General features: G+C 53.3%; 12 protein-coding genes, 1 pseudogene and 1 riboswitch. Of the genes and pseudogenes, 5 read left to right on the forward strand and 8 right to left on the reverse strand.

The features are described from left to right. Positions 1 to 11: 11 nt before the first annotated feature. The gene (locus BLU99_RS05645; protein ID WP_091900212.1) at positions 12 to 1,022 is read right to left on the reverse strand and encodes an iron ABC transporter permease; all 1,011 of its coding nucleotides are present in this window, start codon (positions 1,020 to 1,022) and stop codon (positions 12 to 14) included. Between the two features lie 207 nt (positions 1,023 to 1,229). On the opposite strand from BLU99_RS05645, the gene BLU99_RS05650 reads away from it, so the two are divergent. After that, positions 1,230 to 3,704 carry a glycoside hydrolase family 3 N-terminal domain-containing protein gene (locus BLU99_RS05650; protein ID WP_091900213.1) on the forward strand — a complete coding sequence of 825 codons (2,475 nt, stop codon included), beginning with the start codon at positions 1,230 to 1,232 and terminating at the stop codon, positions 3,702 to 3,704. Between the two features lie 66 nt (positions 3,705 to 3,770). Here the strand turns inward: BLU99_RS05650 and BLU99_RS05655 are convergent, their stop codons facing one another. The 6 genes from BLU99_RS05655 to BLU99_RS05680 all read right to left on the reverse strand — a co-directional run bounded on the left by BLU99_RS05655 (position 3,771) and on the right by BLU99_RS05680 (position 11,882). Next, positions 3,771 to 4,895: an ABC transporter substrate-binding protein gene (locus BLU99_RS05655; RefSeq protein ID WP_091900214.1), complete on the reverse strand. Its 1,125-nt coding sequence runs from the start codon at positions 4,893 to 4,895 to the stop codon at positions 3,771 to 3,773. Further along, a complete protein-coding gene (locus BLU99_RS05660) occupies positions 4,895 to 5,686 on the reverse strand; it encodes a DUF4465 domain-containing protein (RefSeq protein ID WP_091900215.1) in 792 nt (263 codons plus the stop codon). The genes BLU99_RS05655 and BLU99_RS05660 overlap by 1 nt, the downstream gene beginning before the upstream one ends. Before the next feature lie 31 nt (positions 5,687 to 5,717). After that, positions 5,718 to 6,866 (reverse strand): hypothetical protein, encoded by a 1,149-nt coding sequence (locus tag BLU99_RS05665; protein ID WP_255397458.1) that lies wholly within the window; start codon positions 6,864 to 6,866, stop codon positions 5,718 to 5,720. Continuing rightward, positions 6,863 to 8,035 (reverse strand): YncE family protein, encoded by a 1,173-nt coding sequence (locus BLU99_RS05670; RefSeq protein ID WP_091900216.1) that lies wholly within the window; start codon positions 8,033 to 8,035, stop codon positions 6,863 to 6,865. Before BLU99_RS05670 ends, BLU99_RS05665 begins: the two co-directional genes overlap by 4 nt. Further along, the gene (locus BLU99_RS05675; RefSeq protein ID WP_091900404.1) at positions 8,032 to 10,062 is read right to left on the reverse strand and encodes a TonB-dependent receptor; all 2,031 of its coding nucleotides are present in this window, start codon (positions 10,060 to 10,062) and stop codon (positions 8,032 to 8,034) included. Before BLU99_RS05675 ends, BLU99_RS05670 begins: the two co-directional genes overlap by 4 nt. 66 nt (positions 10,063 to 10,128) lie before the next feature. Then, positions 10,129 to 10,311: riboswitch (cobalamin riboswitch) on the reverse strand. A 44-nt stretch (positions 10,312 to 10,355) separates the two neighbouring features. Further along, positions 10,356 to 11,882, reverse strand: coding sequence for a hypothetical protein (locus BLU99_RS05680; RefSeq protein WP_144006097.1), 1,527 nt, complete (start codon positions 11,880 to 11,882; stop codon positions 10,356 to 10,358). Positions 11,883 to 12,166: 284 nt separating this feature from the next. Here BLU99_RS05680 and BLU99_RS05685 point away from each other — a divergent pair, with 284 nt between their 5' ends. Further along, complete coding sequence (locus tag BLU99_RS05685; RefSeq protein ID WP_091900218.1) at positions 12,167 to 12,499, forward strand: DMT family transporter; 333 nt, start codon at positions 12,167 to 12,169, stop codon at positions 12,497 to 12,499. A 17-nt stretch (positions 12,500 to 12,516) separates the two neighbouring features. On the opposite strand, the gene BLU99_RS05690 is transcribed toward BLU99_RS05685, so the two are convergent. Next, entirely contained in the window at positions 12,517 to 13,320 is an 804-nt protein-coding gene (locus BLU99_RS05690; protein ID WP_091900219.1) for a carboxypeptidase-like regulatory domain-containing protein, read from the reverse strand. Between the two features lie 383 nt (positions 13,321 to 13,703). On the opposite strand from BLU99_RS05690, the pseudogene BLU99_RS12395 reads away from it, so the two are divergent. The 3 genes and pseudogenes from BLU99_RS12395 to BLU99_RS05700 all read left to right on the forward strand — a co-directional run. Next, a pseudogene (locus BLU99_RS12395) lies at positions 13,704 to 13,826 on the forward strand (ATP-binding protein); the annotation flags it as partial. Between the two features lie 149 nt (positions 13,827 to 13,975). Continuing rightward, positions 13,976 to 14,995, forward strand: a complete 1,020-nt coding sequence (locus BLU99_RS05695; RefSeq protein ID WP_091900220.1) for an HNH endonuclease signature motif containing protein — start codon at positions 13,976 to 13,978, stop codon at positions 14,993 to 14,995. A 14-nt stretch (positions 14,996 to 15,009) separates the two neighbouring features. Then, positions 15,010 to 15,729 (forward strand): hypothetical protein, encoded by a 720-nt coding sequence (locus tag BLU99_RS05700; RefSeq protein WP_144006098.1) that lies wholly within the window; start codon positions 15,010 to 15,012, stop codon positions 15,727 to 15,729. Positions 15,730 to 15,901 lie beyond the last annotated feature (172 nt).

A 15,901-nucleotide genomic window follows, 5' to 3' on the forward strand; every position in this document is an offset into this window, starting at 1 on the left:
ATCTGATATGTTTATCGTTTTCTCGCTATCACATAGATGATGACTGGTGCTCCGATGAGCGGTGTCACAGCATTCAAGGGGATGACCCCATGCTCACCAGGCAGGTAACAGAAGATATTACAGAGCAGCGCCACTACCGACCCACAGAAGATGGTGGCCGGCAGGAGTTGACGGTGATTATCGGTGGTCAGCAGCAGACGAGCGATATGAGGCACCGCCAGACCGATGAAAGCCACAGGACCACAGAAGGCCGTCGTGATGGCAGTCAGCAGACCCGTCACAACAAGCAGCCAGTTACGGACGCGCAGGATGTTCACCCCGAGGTTCTCCGCATAGCGGTCACCAAGCAGAAGAGCATTAAGCGGTTTGATGAGCAGAAGAGCTCCGATAAGTCCGGCCAGTGTCACCAACACGAAAACTGGCATGTTCGCCATAGACACCCCACCAAAGGATCCCATGCCCCATACCATGTACGACTTCACCCCCTCGTCAGTAGCGAAGAAGTTCAATAGAGAGATGGCAGAGTTAGAGATATAACCGATCATGATACCGATGATGAGCAGCATCACATTGTTCCGCACAAGGGTGGAGAAGAAGAAGATGACTGCCATGACCGCCATCGCACCGATGAAGGCCGCTATCAGGATGGCCGCAAAGCCACTGATGCTCACCGAACCGACAGAGAGACCGCCCCCAAGAAGGAGCATGACCAATGCCACACCCAGTCCGGCTCCACTGTTGACACCGAAGATGCTCGGTCCTGCCAACGGGTTACGGAAGGCCGTCTGTAACATCAGTCCGCTGACGGCAAGAGCCGCTCCGCAGAGAGTTGCCGTGATGGCCTGCGGCAGACGCGACTGTAGCACAATAAACTGCCACGACGCCTTCTCGGTCTCGTCGCCCATCAAGATGCGCACAACATCGCCTGCGGGGATCGAAACCGACCCCACCATCAGGTTCATGGCGAAAAGTACGATGATCAATAGCACCAATCCCCAGCAATACAGGACGCCTCTATTCATCTTCCTATATTATTTGGCCACAAAGTTACGAAAAGTCGAGCGCAAAACAAAGAAACGAGTTTCTTTTTTTGCCGAGACGAAGTAACTTCGCGGTCGGATGACCGCAGAGTTACGAAAAAACGAGAGCAGTACAAAAGAAATTAGGCAGATTATCAAAGAAAAATGTTATCTTTGCACCCTGATATCATCATACAACAATTTGTGACAATGAAGAAGAACTTATTAATGGCAGTCCTCGGACTGATCAGTATCGGTGCCCAGGCACAAGATACCAAACCCGCCATCCCACGCGACGCGGCATTGGAGGCAAAGATTGAAAAGACCCTTTCCAGGATGACACTCGACGAGAAGATCGGGCAGATGCTTGAACTGAACCTCGACGTGATGGGAAAGATGACCGTAGAGAATGCGAAGGTCGACCGTGAGAAGGTGCGGTCCGTACTCCAACAATATGGTGCCCCTCCCAAGGAGACAGAGGCACTGCTGAAGATGACAGACCAACAGATCATCGACCGCCTTGGCAACTACCCTGTGGATATCTACCAAGGAGAGACCAGACGCGTCTGGCAACTCAACGAGACCATGCTCGACACCCTGATCTCGAAATGGAAGGTGGGCTCCATCCTCAATGCCCCTGGCACCCGTGCCGCCACCGTAGACCAGTGGCAGCAGTGGATCCGACTGATCCAGAAGAAATCGATGAAGTATATTGGCATCCCTGATATCTACGGACTGGACCATAACCATGGTGTCACCTACACCCAGGGCGGCACCCTCTTCCCCCAGCCCATCAACCTCGGTGCCTCGTTCAATACCGAACTGGCACGGACTGGTGCTGAGATCACAGCCTACGAGAGTCGGGCGGCCAACTGTCCGTGGGTCTATAACCCCGTGGTGGACCTGAGCCGTGACCCCCGTTGGCCACGTGTCTGGGAGAGCTTCGGCGAGGATCCCATCGTCAACGCCAAGATGGTGGTGGCAGAGATCCAGGGCTATCAGGGCGACGACCCCAACCATATCGACCGCTTCCACGTAGGTACCAGCACGAAGCACTACTTCGCCTATGGTGCCCCCTGGACAGGTAAGGACCGTACGCCGGCCTATCTCTCTCCGCAGATGATCCGTGAGAAATACTTCGAGCCCTTCAAGCAGGCCGCCCTTGCCGGCACGCTGACGATGATGGTCAACTCAGCCTCCGTCAACGGTGTGCCCCTGCATGCCAGCTATGAGTATCTGACGAAATGGCTAAAGGAAGACCTGCAGTGGGACGGTTTCCTGGTGACCGACTGGGCCGACATCAACAGTCTGTATTCACGTGAGCATGTTGCCAAGGATAAGAAAGACGCCATCCGTATCGCCATCAATGCAGGTATCGACATGTCGATGGATCCCTATAGCGTGGAGTTCTGTATCCTGCTGAAAGAGCTTGTCAACGAAGGTCAGGTGAAGATGGAGCGTATCGATGACGCTGTGCGCCGCATCCTCCGTGCGAAATACCGCCTTGGTCTCTTCGACGAGCCGAACACTGGCGGCAAGGGCTACGAGAAGTTCGGTAGCGACGAGTTTGCCAAAGCCTCTCTCCAGACCGCCGAAGAGAGTGAGATACTGCTGAAGAACGAAGGTATCCTGCCGCTTGCCAAGGGCCAGAAAATCCTGCTGACAGGTCCTAACGCCAACCAGATGCGCTGTCTGCATGGCGGCTGGAGCTATACCTGGCAGGGCTCAAGAGCCGAAGACCTCTCCGAGAAATATAACACCATCTACGAAGCCCTCTGCCATAAGTTTGGCAAGGAGAACATCATCCTCGAACAAGGTGTGACCTACAATGAGGATGGCGCCTACTACGCCGAGCATGCACCCGAGATCGACAAGGCTGTGACAGCTGCCGACAAGGCTGATGTCATCATCGCCTGCATCGGCGAGAACAGCTACACCGAGACACCAGGCAACCTCACCGACCTCTGGCTCTCCGAGAACCAGCGCAACCTCGTGAAGGCTCTGTACAAGACGGGTAAGCCCATCATCCTTGTGCTCAACGAGGGACGTCCGCGCCTCATCGCCGATATCGAGCCCCTGGCCACAGCCGTGGTCGATATCCTGATCCCAGGCAACTATGGTGGCGATGCCCTCGCCAACCTGTTGGCTGGCGACGCCAACTTCTCTGGTAAGCTGCCCTATACCTATCCCCGAGAGATCAACTCACTCAACACCTACGACTATAAGGTCAGCGAGGAGGTGGGAACGATGGCAGGAGCCTATAACTACGATGCGAAGGTGTCGCTGCAATGGCCCTTCGGCTATGGCCTCAGCTACACCACCTTCGAGTACGCGAACCTGAAGACGGATAAGACCCACTTCACGGCCGATGATATCATCACCGTGACCATCGACGTGAAGAATACAGGCAAGACCGCCGGCAAGGAAGCCGTCCTGCTCTACTCGAGCGATCTCGTGGCCTCTATCGTGCCCGACAACAAACGTCTGCGCGACTTCACGAAGATCGAGCTTCAGCCAGGTGAGACGAAGACCGTCACCTTCCTGCTCCCTGCCAAGGACCTCGCCTTCGTAGGTGCCGACGGGCGCTGGACACTGGAAGAGGGCGACTTCATCCTGAAGGTCGGCAAGCGGACAGTCAGTATCGTCTGCGACGCGACCAAGGTGTGGGACACCCCGAATATCTAAACAAAGACGTCAGCATAGAAGAAGTTCCTGGATGCCAATATCCAGGAACTTTTTTTTGTAAGGCCCTCAGTTGGCCGACAACCTCTGGTAATAACGCAACGGCGCCAGTCCCTCGATCTCTGGATGAAGGATCCGGATAATATCATTCAGCAACCAATCGGGCCGGAAGGGCGACTCCTCATAGAAAAGACTCTGTTCCACATTACAGCCATAGACCTCCTTTTCGCGGTAAGCCTTGAACTGGTCGTAGCCATGATGCTCGGCCTTCAGCTCACCATAGGTGATCGGATGGTCACTACTATAACGGAACAGCCACGTGTCGGCATCGCCAGCCTTCTCGAGCACCGACTCGAAGGGCAGGGCCACAGAACCACTGTGTGTGTCGCCGACCCAAGGGTAACTGCCATTGGCATCAGTCAACATCTGTCCGAGCGTGCTCTTCCCACCTGGCACATACCACACGCTACCCGTCACCTTATCGACCAGCACCCGCTTCTGTCCTGCAGCTTTCTGTGCCAGCGCCTTCAAGGCATGATAGCTGCTGTCAGTCACCTGGAACAGACTGTCGGCACGCCGCTCACAACCAAAGAGCATACCGTAGAAACGGATCCACTCCGCCCGCGCGAGCGGTGAGGTCTCCATATACTCCGCACACTCCACGATGGGGATGTCGATCTCCTCCAGTTTCCCGTAGCCGCCACTATTCTCAAACGGCGAAAGGAAAAGAGCATCAGGATGGCGGTCGATGATCTTCTCGATGACGGGATTCATACCGTCGCCCACATCGATCATCCTGCCCTCTCGCACCTGCTCCTGAATCCAAGGAATCTTGATATACTTCAGATCGGCCACCCCAGCGATTGCGCTCTGCTTGTCGAATGCCATCAGCATCGCACAATGCACGGTCGAGAAGATGACCGAGCGCTCCAGTGGTGTGCGCACCACCGTACCTTTCGGCAGGTGTGGCGGCAACGGCTCGTCCTTAGGCACGAGCACATACTGGTGGAGCACCATCCCCTCCTTCCACGGGTTCTTCAGCGTCGCTACGGTATAACCGTTGTAGCGCACCACCGTGAGTTGGGTGGCATACCTGAAGGTGACGGTATCACCCTCCCCTGTAGAGGTCGCCGTCTGCCGACCTCCACAGGAAAGGAGCGATAAGAGAAAGAGCAGTCCTAATACCTGCTTCATTATTTCTCGTACTCAATCACGATATCATCGATACAGATATAGGTCGGTGTGGTAACACCATAATCGTTTTTCTTGGTACCCAAAAAGCCGAAGCCAAGAGACGTGATATTCTCGAAGGCCTCATAATCGCTCAGGTCGCAATACTGCCAGGTCTTTACATAGTCACCATCCTTAGCCAGATCGATCCCGAGGTGAGCACCACCCACGCCCTCAGCAGGTGTGGGATAAACCTCGCACATGAACCAGTCGTCAGCCTCAAACTTACCAGGTGTCATACCGTCACCATTAAGGATGGCGTTGACCGTATAAGAGCTGTTAGTGTACCAGAAGCCCTTCACCGTGACAGGACGGTCGAACTCAATCTTCTCACCGTAAGTCTGAACGATGGCGAAGTTCTTACCACCATGAGCCTTACCCGTGATATTGTTGAACTGATCAGGCATGCCCTCTGGTGTGAAGTCACCAGCGGTGAAGCCAGTCTCGGTGCGGTTGGAAATCGCATAACCAGTCCAGTAAGAAACGCCGAAGGTCGTGTTGAACTTCACAATATCCTCCTGATAGGCGCATGGATAAGTCATGCCACCCCAGCCATTGTCAACACCCTGTTCGTTGACCTCTCCGCACCAGAAGCCCTTATCGTTGAGCGCCTGGTTCTCAAAGCCGATCGTAGCACTCACGATCTCCGGCTCCTCGGGAGGAAGGACGGGATTATCCACGTTATTACAAGAGGTGAACGACATGGCGAAGCCACAAGCGAGGGCAGCAAGCCCGAAGAATTTGTTTGTCTTCATAATTGTTTTGTTTTAAAGGTGAATAATATGTTTATTGAATTATCACTTTCTTCCTGTTACTGATATAGAGCCCCTTCCGTCGCGGCACGACCTTACGCCCCTGCAGGTCGTAGACCACCTGCGGCCCGTTGGTGTCGACACGGACACCCTTGATGCCCGTCGCCTGACGGATGGCCTCCAGTGAAGCCTCCAGATGGATATCCTCGGCACCCATCACCTCCGTAGAAGTCTCCCCCCACCACTCAGGCTGTGGACATTTCTGGTTTAGTCCTGTATACACCCTCACGAAGTCGATGAAGTCGAGGGCTACAGGCTGCCGCTTCTCATCGACAGCCCAGCCGATATCGATGCCACATCCCTCATAGTTATACGACGTCGCGTCAGCATTATCGGTGAAGTTAGGCAGGTTGTCGGCATACCCATAGCGGAAGCCTACGAGCACAAAATAGTAAGGACTCCAGTTGGCATCCACCTCGTGGGAGAGGTTCACCATGTTATCCGGCAGACGCGTACCGCGGAAGGTCAGGTTGTCAGGCAGCCACAGAGGGTAGTACTCCTGAGTGTGGTAGTGGTTCCTGTCGACGGTGCCACTTACGCCCTGATTGTCAGTCCAGGCGATGTCGCCCATCGGGTTCTGGCGATAAGTCACCTCATAGCCATAGACCACCTTCCCGACACTGTCCACATCACAGCTACCGCTGATCTCGTACCAAGGGTCGTCAGGCAGTCCGTTGCCGTTGACATCCTTCGACACCATCACCACCCCAGCCTCGTTCATCCCACCGAACACCAGGTTTCTCATCTCCTGATAAGCATTGCCCCATACGGCGAAGTCGCGCTGTCCAGGGATATTCGCGATAGAGTGGTCGAAATGGAACGTGATATACCCGCCCCAGCCGCCGAGCGCCACGATATGAGCATCAGGATCCGCCGGACTGTGCCCAGCCAGTCGTTCGTTACACTTCTGTATCATCGTCTCCTCCGTGTCGCCCTCCTCGTACTCCGGCGCGTCGTTGACATACTGTCCAGGTGCCGGCCTGTACTCATCGACCGCCTGGATATACTTCGAGTGAGCCACCCCCTCGTCCATCCGCTGTGCACTTATCGGCAAAGCGGAGGGCAGGGCCACAGCCAACAAGCCCGTCACCATCCACACCTTATAATATCTCATTCTCTTCATTCCTTTTTCTCCTTTCTCAGAAACACCGCATGCGCAGGGATATCCCCCGTCGTCACCTTCCAGTCGAAAGTACCATCCGCCAGGAAGTGGAACAGTTCGCCGCTCGACGTGTAGTTCTTGGCATCCATCAGATAGAAGTCACGCTCATGAGGGTTGACGATGATACCATACGGCATCCGTATCTTCCCCATCTCCGGAGCATCCGACAGACAGGTGCTCACCACCTGATGCGTGGCCACATTGATGATGCCGTAGGTAATACTGTTCTTCTTCGTGACCTCGTTCCACTGACTCCCGTAGAAGTAAAGCGAGTCGCCTACGATACAGAGATCGCTCACGGGCTGGTCGATCTTTCCCCCCACCTGCATCTGTCCGTCAGCCCCCTTCTCCAACCAGTAGATGCTCGAAGCGAGGTTCATATAGTTGCCGCGCGAGGTCACCCACAACTGTCCGTACCTGTCGGCCTTCAGGTGGTGCAGGTTCGGCGCCACCTCTATCCTGTCCGTCTCCCGCATGGTCGTGAGATCCACCACGCTCACCGTATGCTCGTAGCCCTGTCCCGTCATCCCCTGATAGCCGCCGCTGTTGGCCACATAGAGCCGTTTGTCGAGGATCGCCATCTCCTCCGGCTGATAGCCCACGCTGACGGAGTCGATCTTCTGCAGCGTGAGCGTGTCCACCTGATAGACGCTGCCCAACGGACTGTTGCTCGAGGCATACTGTGTGCCCACATACGAGCTGACATACGCATAGCCCCCATGGAAGGACACATAGCGGCAGTTGGGTATGTCCACCTTGCCGATGCGCACCGCGTCAGTGGCCCGTGCCACCTCCACCTTGTTCGAGCAGTTGACGACGAGCCACAGCCGCGACCCATAGATCTGGATATCATTCCCCACGTCGCCCAGCGCCATCACCGTCGTCGGGTTGCGCGAGGCATAGATGTTACGCAGGTAGTGCACCGTCTCGTCGTTGCCCGACAGATCCAGGTAGTCGAGCGTCGCCTTGTTCGATCCCATGTTCCCCTCGTTGAGCAGGTACATCCCCACGATCTCACCCTTGACAGCCTGTCCTCCCGTATTGATATCCTCGAACGGCACCACCATCACGTCGTCGCGACAGGCGACGAGCATCAGCAGCATACAGATATATGGTATCAGTCGTCTCATATCTCCACACTCAGGGTTATCGTATAGTTCCTGCCAGGCATGGGGTAGTTCACGATCACCTCATAATCCTGTCCCAGCACATTGTTCACATCCAGATGAGCCTTCCACAACACCTTCTGCCAATGGAATCGGCAGGCGATGCTCAGGTCGCTCGTGTACCACGGCTCCATATGGTTATAGAGAATATTCTCCTGACTGTCGTAGCGCTCCCCCGCATAGATGAACGAGTAGTTGACGTCCCAGTTACGGTAAGAGAGTCCCACGATGGCCGAGCCCGAATGCCAGGGGATATAAGGAATCTGGTCGCGGTAGTAAGACGTGGCAGGGTCCGTCACGTCGCGAGCATCCTGGTAGGTGTATTGAGCCCGTGCCGTCGCCACCAGCTCCCGTCCCACCTGGAAGTCAGCCTCGGCCTCCACGTCGACACCCTTGATATGCACCCTACCGAGGTTCAGCATCGTCCATCGGAACTGCTGTCCCTTGGGGTAGGCCACGATCTTGTCGTGCACCGTATTGTAATACACGTCGAAGTGCATCTGCGCGTGACGCACGATGCCCTCCATGAAATGCTTGTTGAGCACGAAGCCCGCATCATACTGCAGGGCACTCTCCGGCGTCAGGTTGGCGTTACCCATGTCGGTATAGTAGAGGTCGTTGAATGTCGGCATACGGAAGCTCTTCTTCACATACGCCCGCATCGAGAAGAAGTTACCACGGAAAGGATAGACGTTGACGAAGACGGCCGGCGTGAGCTTCGACAGCGAGCGACTGGCGTCCATCCCTGCAAAGGCACCCCGCCGATGCGTCCTGTCGTTGACGAATGAAGCCAGCACCGAAGCCTGTGCCTTCAGATGCCTGTAGTCGATCGCCGTAGCCAGACTCACCAGATGAGACCTCCTGGTCGGATAGGCGAAGTTATAGATGTCGGCATTCAGCTTGTTCCACTTGAAGTCATAGCTCAGCGAGGCACTCCAGTTGGGCAACAGCTCCAGCACGTTGGCCGTCGAGAGATACAGCTCCTGCTGCCGATAGCGGTTGTCCACGGGCAACTGTGTGGTGTCCTTGTTCACATAATGCGTGTTGTAGTAGGCATACTTCGCCAGCCACCGAGTGCTGAACCCCTCGCCCACGTTCTTGTCGAAGGCCGCCTGCACGAACGTGTTCAGATCCTGCTGCCGCTCCCCGCGCCGCCACACGTTGTTCACGATGGCCCCAGGGATGCCTCTGGCCGAATGATAGAGATAGCCCTTCACCTGCCAACCGCCCTGATAGAGGCGCCCGTAGAGGTTACCCTCGACCCGCTCGGCATGGATATCGCCGTTCTGTCGGATGGCCGTGGTGTCCCATGCCGTCGTCCCATCGGGGTAGCGGCGCTCATAACGGAACTTATACTTTCCGCTGGCCGTCAGGAAGCCTGTGCTCAGCGACGAGCTGACCCGCTCCGACAGCCGCTGCTCCCATAGGGTCGAGAAGCGGAACATATCGCTCGACCCATACTGCGCCTTCATCCGCAGTCTGTAGTGGCGCGCGGCCCCTTGCTCATGATGCGAGGCGAAGTCGGGCGCCTTCGTACGGATATAGACAGAGCCCGCATGACCGAAGTCGCTGGCGGGCTGGAATATCGCACTCTTCTGACCGTTGTAGAGCGTCACCTCCTCCACGTTGTCGAGCGAGAACTGCCCGAGGTCTATCTGTCCGTTCTGTGCATTCCCCAGTGCCACCCCGTCGTAGGAGATACCTAAGTGATGGGTACCCATCGAACGGATGTTCACCGTCTTGATGCCGCCCACACCCCCATAGTCCTTCAGTTGGATGCCCGAGAAATAGCGCAGCGCGTCGGCCACGGAATGGGTGTTCAGCTTCTCCAGCTGCTCCCCCTTCAGCTTCTGACTGGGCACCACCTCACGCATGGCAGGACGGGACACGACGACGATCTCCCGTATGTGCTGTACGGAATCCAACTTGCCCTGTGCTGTCGTATGAAGACATAAGAAACAAGACAGTAGTAGTAGCGATGCCCTTTGCATCAGGCGACACGGTTCGCTCTTCACTTCCACTTTTTGTGTTCCCACCCCGCCTAACCCCAGAAGCGGAGCGAGAGGCTTTCCATCGGCAGGTCTTCTGACTTCACCATCCGGCATCAGACGTCTTCCCAAAAATCTCAGTGACATTTGTCTGTGCCGATAAAGACGGTTTACAGCAGCGGGACTGTCCGGGATTCTCACCCGATTCCCTTTTCATCACCCAAAGGGTGAACCGATTCGTTTGCAAAAATAAATAAAAACCTTGAAAGTAGGAAATATATTGGGAAAAAAACGACCTATCGCAGCAGTCTGTGGCCGAGATCATGCTGATGACAGGCCGCCATGATCTGCTCCACGACCTCATCCATCACTGGCACCTCCACCCTGTAGTAGGTCGGATAGTCGGGACAGAGCACCACCAGGTTCATCCCCCCCACACGGATGCCGTAATCCCTCTGGAGCATATAGCGATACAGGTTCTGTTGGATGCAGTAGTGATAGAAAGGCGTGTCAGGCAGACTGATACCGTTGAAGCCCGTCTTCCCGTTGAAGCCCTCCGTCAGCGGGACCCCCGCCGCGTCGACCACCTTCCCGCTCCGCTTCCAGTCGTAGATGGTGAACGAGCCGTCGTCCTCACGACAGATCATGTCAACCGTCCCCGCGATGTTCAGGTCCAGGTCGTAGATCGGCCATTCCTGGCGATAGGGACGGATACGATGCTCCTCGACGAAACGCAGGAAATGCGCCTTCTCCCGCTCGATGCTGACAGGCACCGTCGCCTCCCCGTCGACAAAGGAGTAAACAGTGTCGAACACCCCGTCGCGGAAGTAACGCTCCGTCTGCAGGTGCATGAACGTGCCCACCTCACTGGCCATCCGCCGACAGCGGTCCCACCTGTCGAGCATCTCCTCCACGTCCGCCCCGTAGCGCTGCCACTGCATCTGCGCCGTCTGCAGCGCGTCGAACGTCTCGAAGAAATAAGCGATCAGACTGCTCACGGGCAACAGCCGTTCTCGGCCGTCGTAGGTATAGACATGCTCGTCGGCCATGAAGTCGATATAACGGTCCTGGTCGTAGCGCCCCGCCTCCGTGAAAGCGCCCATCTTCTCCTGCATCTCCGTCGTCCGTGGCAGCCGCGCCACCAGCTGACAGCCGTAACGCTCCTGACTGTTCTGAGGCACGACCGTCGGCACCAGTCGCGGCGGTTCACCATGCCCCTCCCCTCTGGCCGCCATCTTCAGCGCCTCGTTGTCCGTCCACCGCCTCACGGGCGACAGCCCCTCTGCGGCCACCGCCTCAACGGCCGCCACCTCAGGCACCAGCGCCCTCACCAACTGCACCAGATAGGCGGCACACGCCTCAGGCTGTTCCGCCACCTGCCGCTCCGCCAGTCTGACGACCGTCCATCCATGACGGTTCAACACCCCGTCGCGGTAGTCGTCGCCACAGCCGATGGCATGTATCACCCTGCGCGTCTCCGCCGTATAAGGCTCGTCGATCTCGATGTCGATCCGTACGCCGCCGTCATCCGCCACCAAGGCGAGGTCCATCTCCACAGGCGGCTGCTGTACGGAGATGTTCAGACACACATCCGCGAACACCCCGATCGTCTCGGGCAACCAAGCCCGTAACCGCTTCAGAAGTCCCAGCGCAGCCTCGTCCGCCGCCCGCCTACGCCGACGGAACGGATAGACGATCGCCCCCGTCTCAGCGAACCTAACGATCGGATAGCACCCCTCGGCCACCTTTGCAAACGCCTCCGGCACCTGGTAGTCCACACGCTGCTCCTGCCACCGCTCGGCATAGCCCGTCGTGCAGTACATCCCGTTCAGGTGCCGCTTCCGCTCAGCGAGCCACTGTGCCAGGGCCTGTCGCTGCGCCTCGGCACACGCCGCCTCAGCCAACACCACCCCCGCCTCAGCGAACAAACGCTGCGCCTGTTCTATCCGTGTCGCCTCCGCCATTTCCACGGCCTGCTCCACCAGCGCCCTGAAACGCGCTTCCGTCATCAGTCTCTTACTCATTTGCCCACAAAGGTACGAAAACTTGTCGATTTTAGCAAGAAATGTTGATGGTTTAGCGGAAAAGTCGTACCTTTGCCCATGTTATGAATCATTTTATCTATCTGCTGCTTGCCATCGTCTTCGAGACAGGCGCAACCTCGCTGTTAAAGATGGCAGAAGGCTTCACCCGTCCTCTGCCCACCGTGGCCTCCCTGGCCTGTTACCTCGTGTCGTTATACTGTCTCAGCATGTGCCTGAAGACGATACCCATCGGCGTGGCATACGCCATCTGGTCGGCCTTAGGCATTGTCCTTGTCACCCTGATAGGCATCTTCGCCTTCAAGCAGACGCCCGACTGGGGAGCCATCGTTGGTCTCACCCTGATCATTGCCGGCGTCGTGGTGCTGAACCTCTTCTCAAAGATGACCGTCCACTAATCCCCCATCATCAAGGTCTACCACCTCAAACCCTTCATCGAGATGCCGAGCGTTGCGGGTAGCTTTTTGATCTTCTTTGTGTTCAGATTCCTGATATATCCGCTTCGAAGATAGGCTGGGAAATTGATGATTCCCTTTCCGTTGGAGTCAACCACCGCCACACCAATATAGTAGGTATGGCCTTTTTTCAGGATGATCTCTTCCTGCACATCAACCGTTTGCTCGGTAAACTGTTGCTTGTCTGAGAAATTCAAGTATATGGGTTTGTGCTGAACGGGGGAAAACTCCTTGCCTTTTACCTCGTAGACGATGATTCGCAGCACACACCGAGTATAGGTACATTCCTCAACCCTAAAGTTAAAACTCTTAATCAGATAATCCCTCTTATTCTTAATGATCGGGCCGAGGTCATGAGTCGCGTATTTCGTATTGCGAAACGACACGTCGCCAGGCATCTTCATCCCTTTGTGCGAGACAGCCTTCTCCTTGAGTTTCTTGTTGGAGATGACAACGTCCGACAGTTCGTAGACATCCTCTTCTAACTGGATATCCAACTGACCTGTCTTATAGCTCTCAAAAGGAATCTGCTTGGTACGATAGCTGATATGATGGACGACCATCTGATCGGTATGCCCTTTCGGCACCTCCAACTCGAAGTTCCCCTCTGCATCAGATACCGCATACAGACTGTCCACCCGTATGCTCACATATTCGATACCCTGTCCGTAGCTGTTCGATACCTTACCCCTCACCTTTACCTGTGCTGAGGCCGTCAGCCCCCAGCACAGGATCAGTGCTATAAAACAAATCCTCTTTATCATATCATCCTGCGATTGTTGTCTGCAAAATTAATACATGATACGGTATAAACAACATTTGTTTCGCATTATTTGCGAAATTTTGCAGATGTTGTGTTTTTTATCCAAACACTTTTGCCGTCCTACTATCTTCCATCCATGATCTATCGGCAAGAAAAAAACACGCTGCAAGACGATAGGGCAAAATGTATTATGAAAATATATACCACCTATATACTACCGCTGTAGAGGATCGAACCCCCGTCCCGCAACGTGCTTATATCAACCCATTATATTCTTGGGATTACTGTTTTCGTTTTTCGAGCGCAAAGATACAACTTATCTTGGAAGCATCCAAATTTTTTTAGGGAATTATATTTATTACGGTGGTATACTTTTCGATTATTATTTACAAGGATAAGGTTTTATGCTCTGCACTGATCGACAGACTGTGGCATAAATCATATCTCGTCAACATGATGGGTACGTCATATCGTATTAAAGAAACAAAAAAATATATCAGTAACTAAGTAATGTATAACAAACTTTTTATACCTTTGCAGTACTCGGTCGGAGTGGTATACTTTTAAATTATTATTTGGTATACTTTTACGTTATCATTTACATCCCAAAGGTGGTGTAAGAGGCGTGATTCCAAGTAAACAGAAGTATTAATTATATGGTTTACATCGACGATTACAACGAAGTTAAGGATTGCATCTACAAAGAAGAGCATTATTCAGCACGTGACAATGGTGCTGTAATGCGGCATCCACGTGAAGGCAAGCGAATTCGTAAGGATGATAACGTATGGACTTTTGGCAAGCCCAATGACAAAACAGGCTATATGGAGATTGCCGGTCAGAGAGTGCATAGAATTGTTGCCTTTGCCTTTCATGGCAACCCACCAACAAACCAGCATGTTGTTGACCATATTGACACAAATCGTCGCAACAATCGCCCAGAAAATCTTCGTTGGCTCACACGATTGGAGAATGCTTTGAACAATCCCATTACACGTGCGAGGATAGAAAACCTCTGTGGAAGTATTGAGGAATTTCTCGCAGATCCTTCAATTCTGCGAGGACATGAAAGGATAGACCCCAATTTCAGTTGGATGCGAGCTGTAACTCCAGAGGAAGCGCGTGCATCACTGGAAAGATTGACAAATTGGGCAAAAGAGCATCCCAAGCCACAGGGTGGAAGTCTTGGTGAATGGGTGTTTCAAGAAAAAACAGCCAATGCTGTGCCCAGATATAATGCTCCATCATTCCTTAACATGAAGCAAGGAGATATAACAGCTTCGCAAGAGAATCAGGAAGAGAAGAAAGAACCATTGAAGACTCAATCATTAACACCTAATGCAATCCAGCTGGATTGGAAGAATCCTGTAGCCTTTCCATGCTGTCCGCAAGAATTCTCTGGCAATCCACTTGAAGTTTATATGGCAAATCTAAAAGAAGGAGCCATATTCAGCACAAATAACTATGGAAACAACTCTACTGTTCTACAATTTGGAATGCCACAACCTGATTGTTTGTGGGTAATGTGTCGTATCAGCATAGGTTTCAAGACACATGCCTATACAAAGATTACATACAAGGATGCCATCTTCTATCATGAGAACATGGGTGTATTTGACATTGGCGATAATCCTGAAGAAATTTTCGAATCCATTTTAAAGGGAGATACGGAATAATGATACTGCCATCAATGACATGGAAAGAAATGTACGATGGGCTTGAAGATGATGCTCAGAAAGTGCAGATAAGGATAGACAAGTCATATCCTAAAGCCGTCAAAGCATTTAAGAAATCAAGGACTTTTCCTGCCTGGTACATTGATGAGTACAAAATTCCAGCCACCAACAATCAGTATATCATATTCTACTATGCAGAGAATGCTGCTGAGGTGGAGAAACCTCACAATTCTTCATTCTGCTTCGTATTTAGTGGTAAGCAGCGTTATGTTATCAGAGGAATGCAAATGGAATATCAACACACGCCTAAATGCGAAACAATCATGTTGCCTCAGATACATGCATATACCAGCCATTTCTTCCAACGGTACAACGAGCGATTCTTGCATAAGGATAATCTATCTCCTAATGAGATTGCAGGTCTATTCTTTGTTAGGAATCCTTTTCCTATACCCATCATGCTCAACGAAGACGTTAATAAAAACTACAAAAAACATGGTGAACACAATGATCGTGGGATGCGTGTTCCTGATGGTTTCTGCTTTACACGAACCGCTATCGAAGGTTGCGAAAGTGAAGATGGTATACACGAGCACGATAAAGTGGATGCCATGCTGATTCTCTACACTACGTTTATGAACGAATCAGATATGAGTGATAGTCAAAGAGATGCTATAAACAAAGAGCACTTTAAGACATGGATGCATTGTATGGTTGAACTGAGAAAAGGGTGAGATTATGAGAAGTGAGATAAAATATAGCTACAGTCTGAACGAGAAAAGACATCACGGGAACGGTTCTGGCGATTTTTTCGAAATAATTGATTAACTTTGCAACGAAAGAAATATACGTCTATATGCATAGTTGTAAAAGTTGGTGGACAACTTTTCTGAGAGGGGTGCTCGT

The organism is Prevotella sp. lc2012 (genome assembly GCF_900107065.1).
Taxonomy (GTDB): Bacteria; Bacteroidota; Bacteroidia; order Bacteroidales; family Bacteroidaceae; genus Prevotella.

What these genes read in the sequence shown, in the direction of transcription:
- BLU99_RS05660 (WP_091900215.1), bottom strand. Translation starts at nt 5,686, where the DNA reads ATGAAGACAAACAAATTCTTCGGGCTTGCTGCCCTCGCTTGTGGCTTC.
- BLU99_RS05670 (WP_091900216.1), bottom strand. Translation starts at nt 8,035, where the DNA reads ATGAGACGACTGATACCATATATCTGTATGCTGCTGATGCTCGTCGCC.
- BLU99_RS05655 (WP_091900214.1), bottom strand. Translation starts at nt 4,895, where the DNA reads ATGAAGCAGGTATTAGGACTGCTCTTTCTCTTATCGCTCCTTTCCTGT.
- BLU99_RS05680 (WP_144006097.1), bottom strand. Translation starts at nt 11,882, where the DNA reads ATGTACTGCACGACGGGCTATGCCGAGCGGTGGCAGGAGCAGCGTGTG.
- BLU99_RS05685 (WP_091900218.1), top strand. Translation starts at nt 12,167, where the DNA reads ATGAATCATTTTATCTATCTGCTGCTTGCCATCGTCTTCGAGACAGGC.
- BLU99_RS05650 (WP_091900213.1), top strand. Translation starts at nt 1,230, where the DNA reads ATGAAGAAGAACTTATTAATGGCAGTCCTCGGACTGATCAGTATCGGT.
- BLU99_RS05690 (WP_091900219.1), bottom strand. Translation starts at nt 13,320, where the DNA reads ATGATAAAGAGGATTTGTTTTATAGCACTGATCCTGTGCTGGGGGCTG.
- BLU99_RS05675 (WP_091900404.1), bottom strand. Translation starts at nt 10,062, where the DNA reads ATGCAAAGGGCATCGCTACTACTACTGTCTTGTTTCTTATGTCTTCAT.
- BLU99_RS05665 (WP_255397458.1), bottom strand. Translation starts at nt 6,866, where the DNA reads ATGAAGAGAATGAGATATTATAAGGTGTGGATGGTGACGGGCTTGTTG.
- BLU99_RS05695 (WP_091900220.1), top strand. Translation starts at nt 13,976, where the DNA reads ATGGTTTACATCGACGATTACAACGAAGTTAAGGATTGCATCTACAAA.
- BLU99_RS05700 (WP_144006098.1), top strand. Translation starts at nt 15,010, where the DNA reads ATGACATGGAAAGAAATGTACGATGGGCTTGAAGATGATGCTCAGAAA.
- BLU99_RS05645 (WP_091900212.1), bottom strand. Translation starts at nt 1,022, where the DNA reads ATGAATAGAGGCGTCCTGTATTGCTGGGGATTGGTGCTATTGATCATC.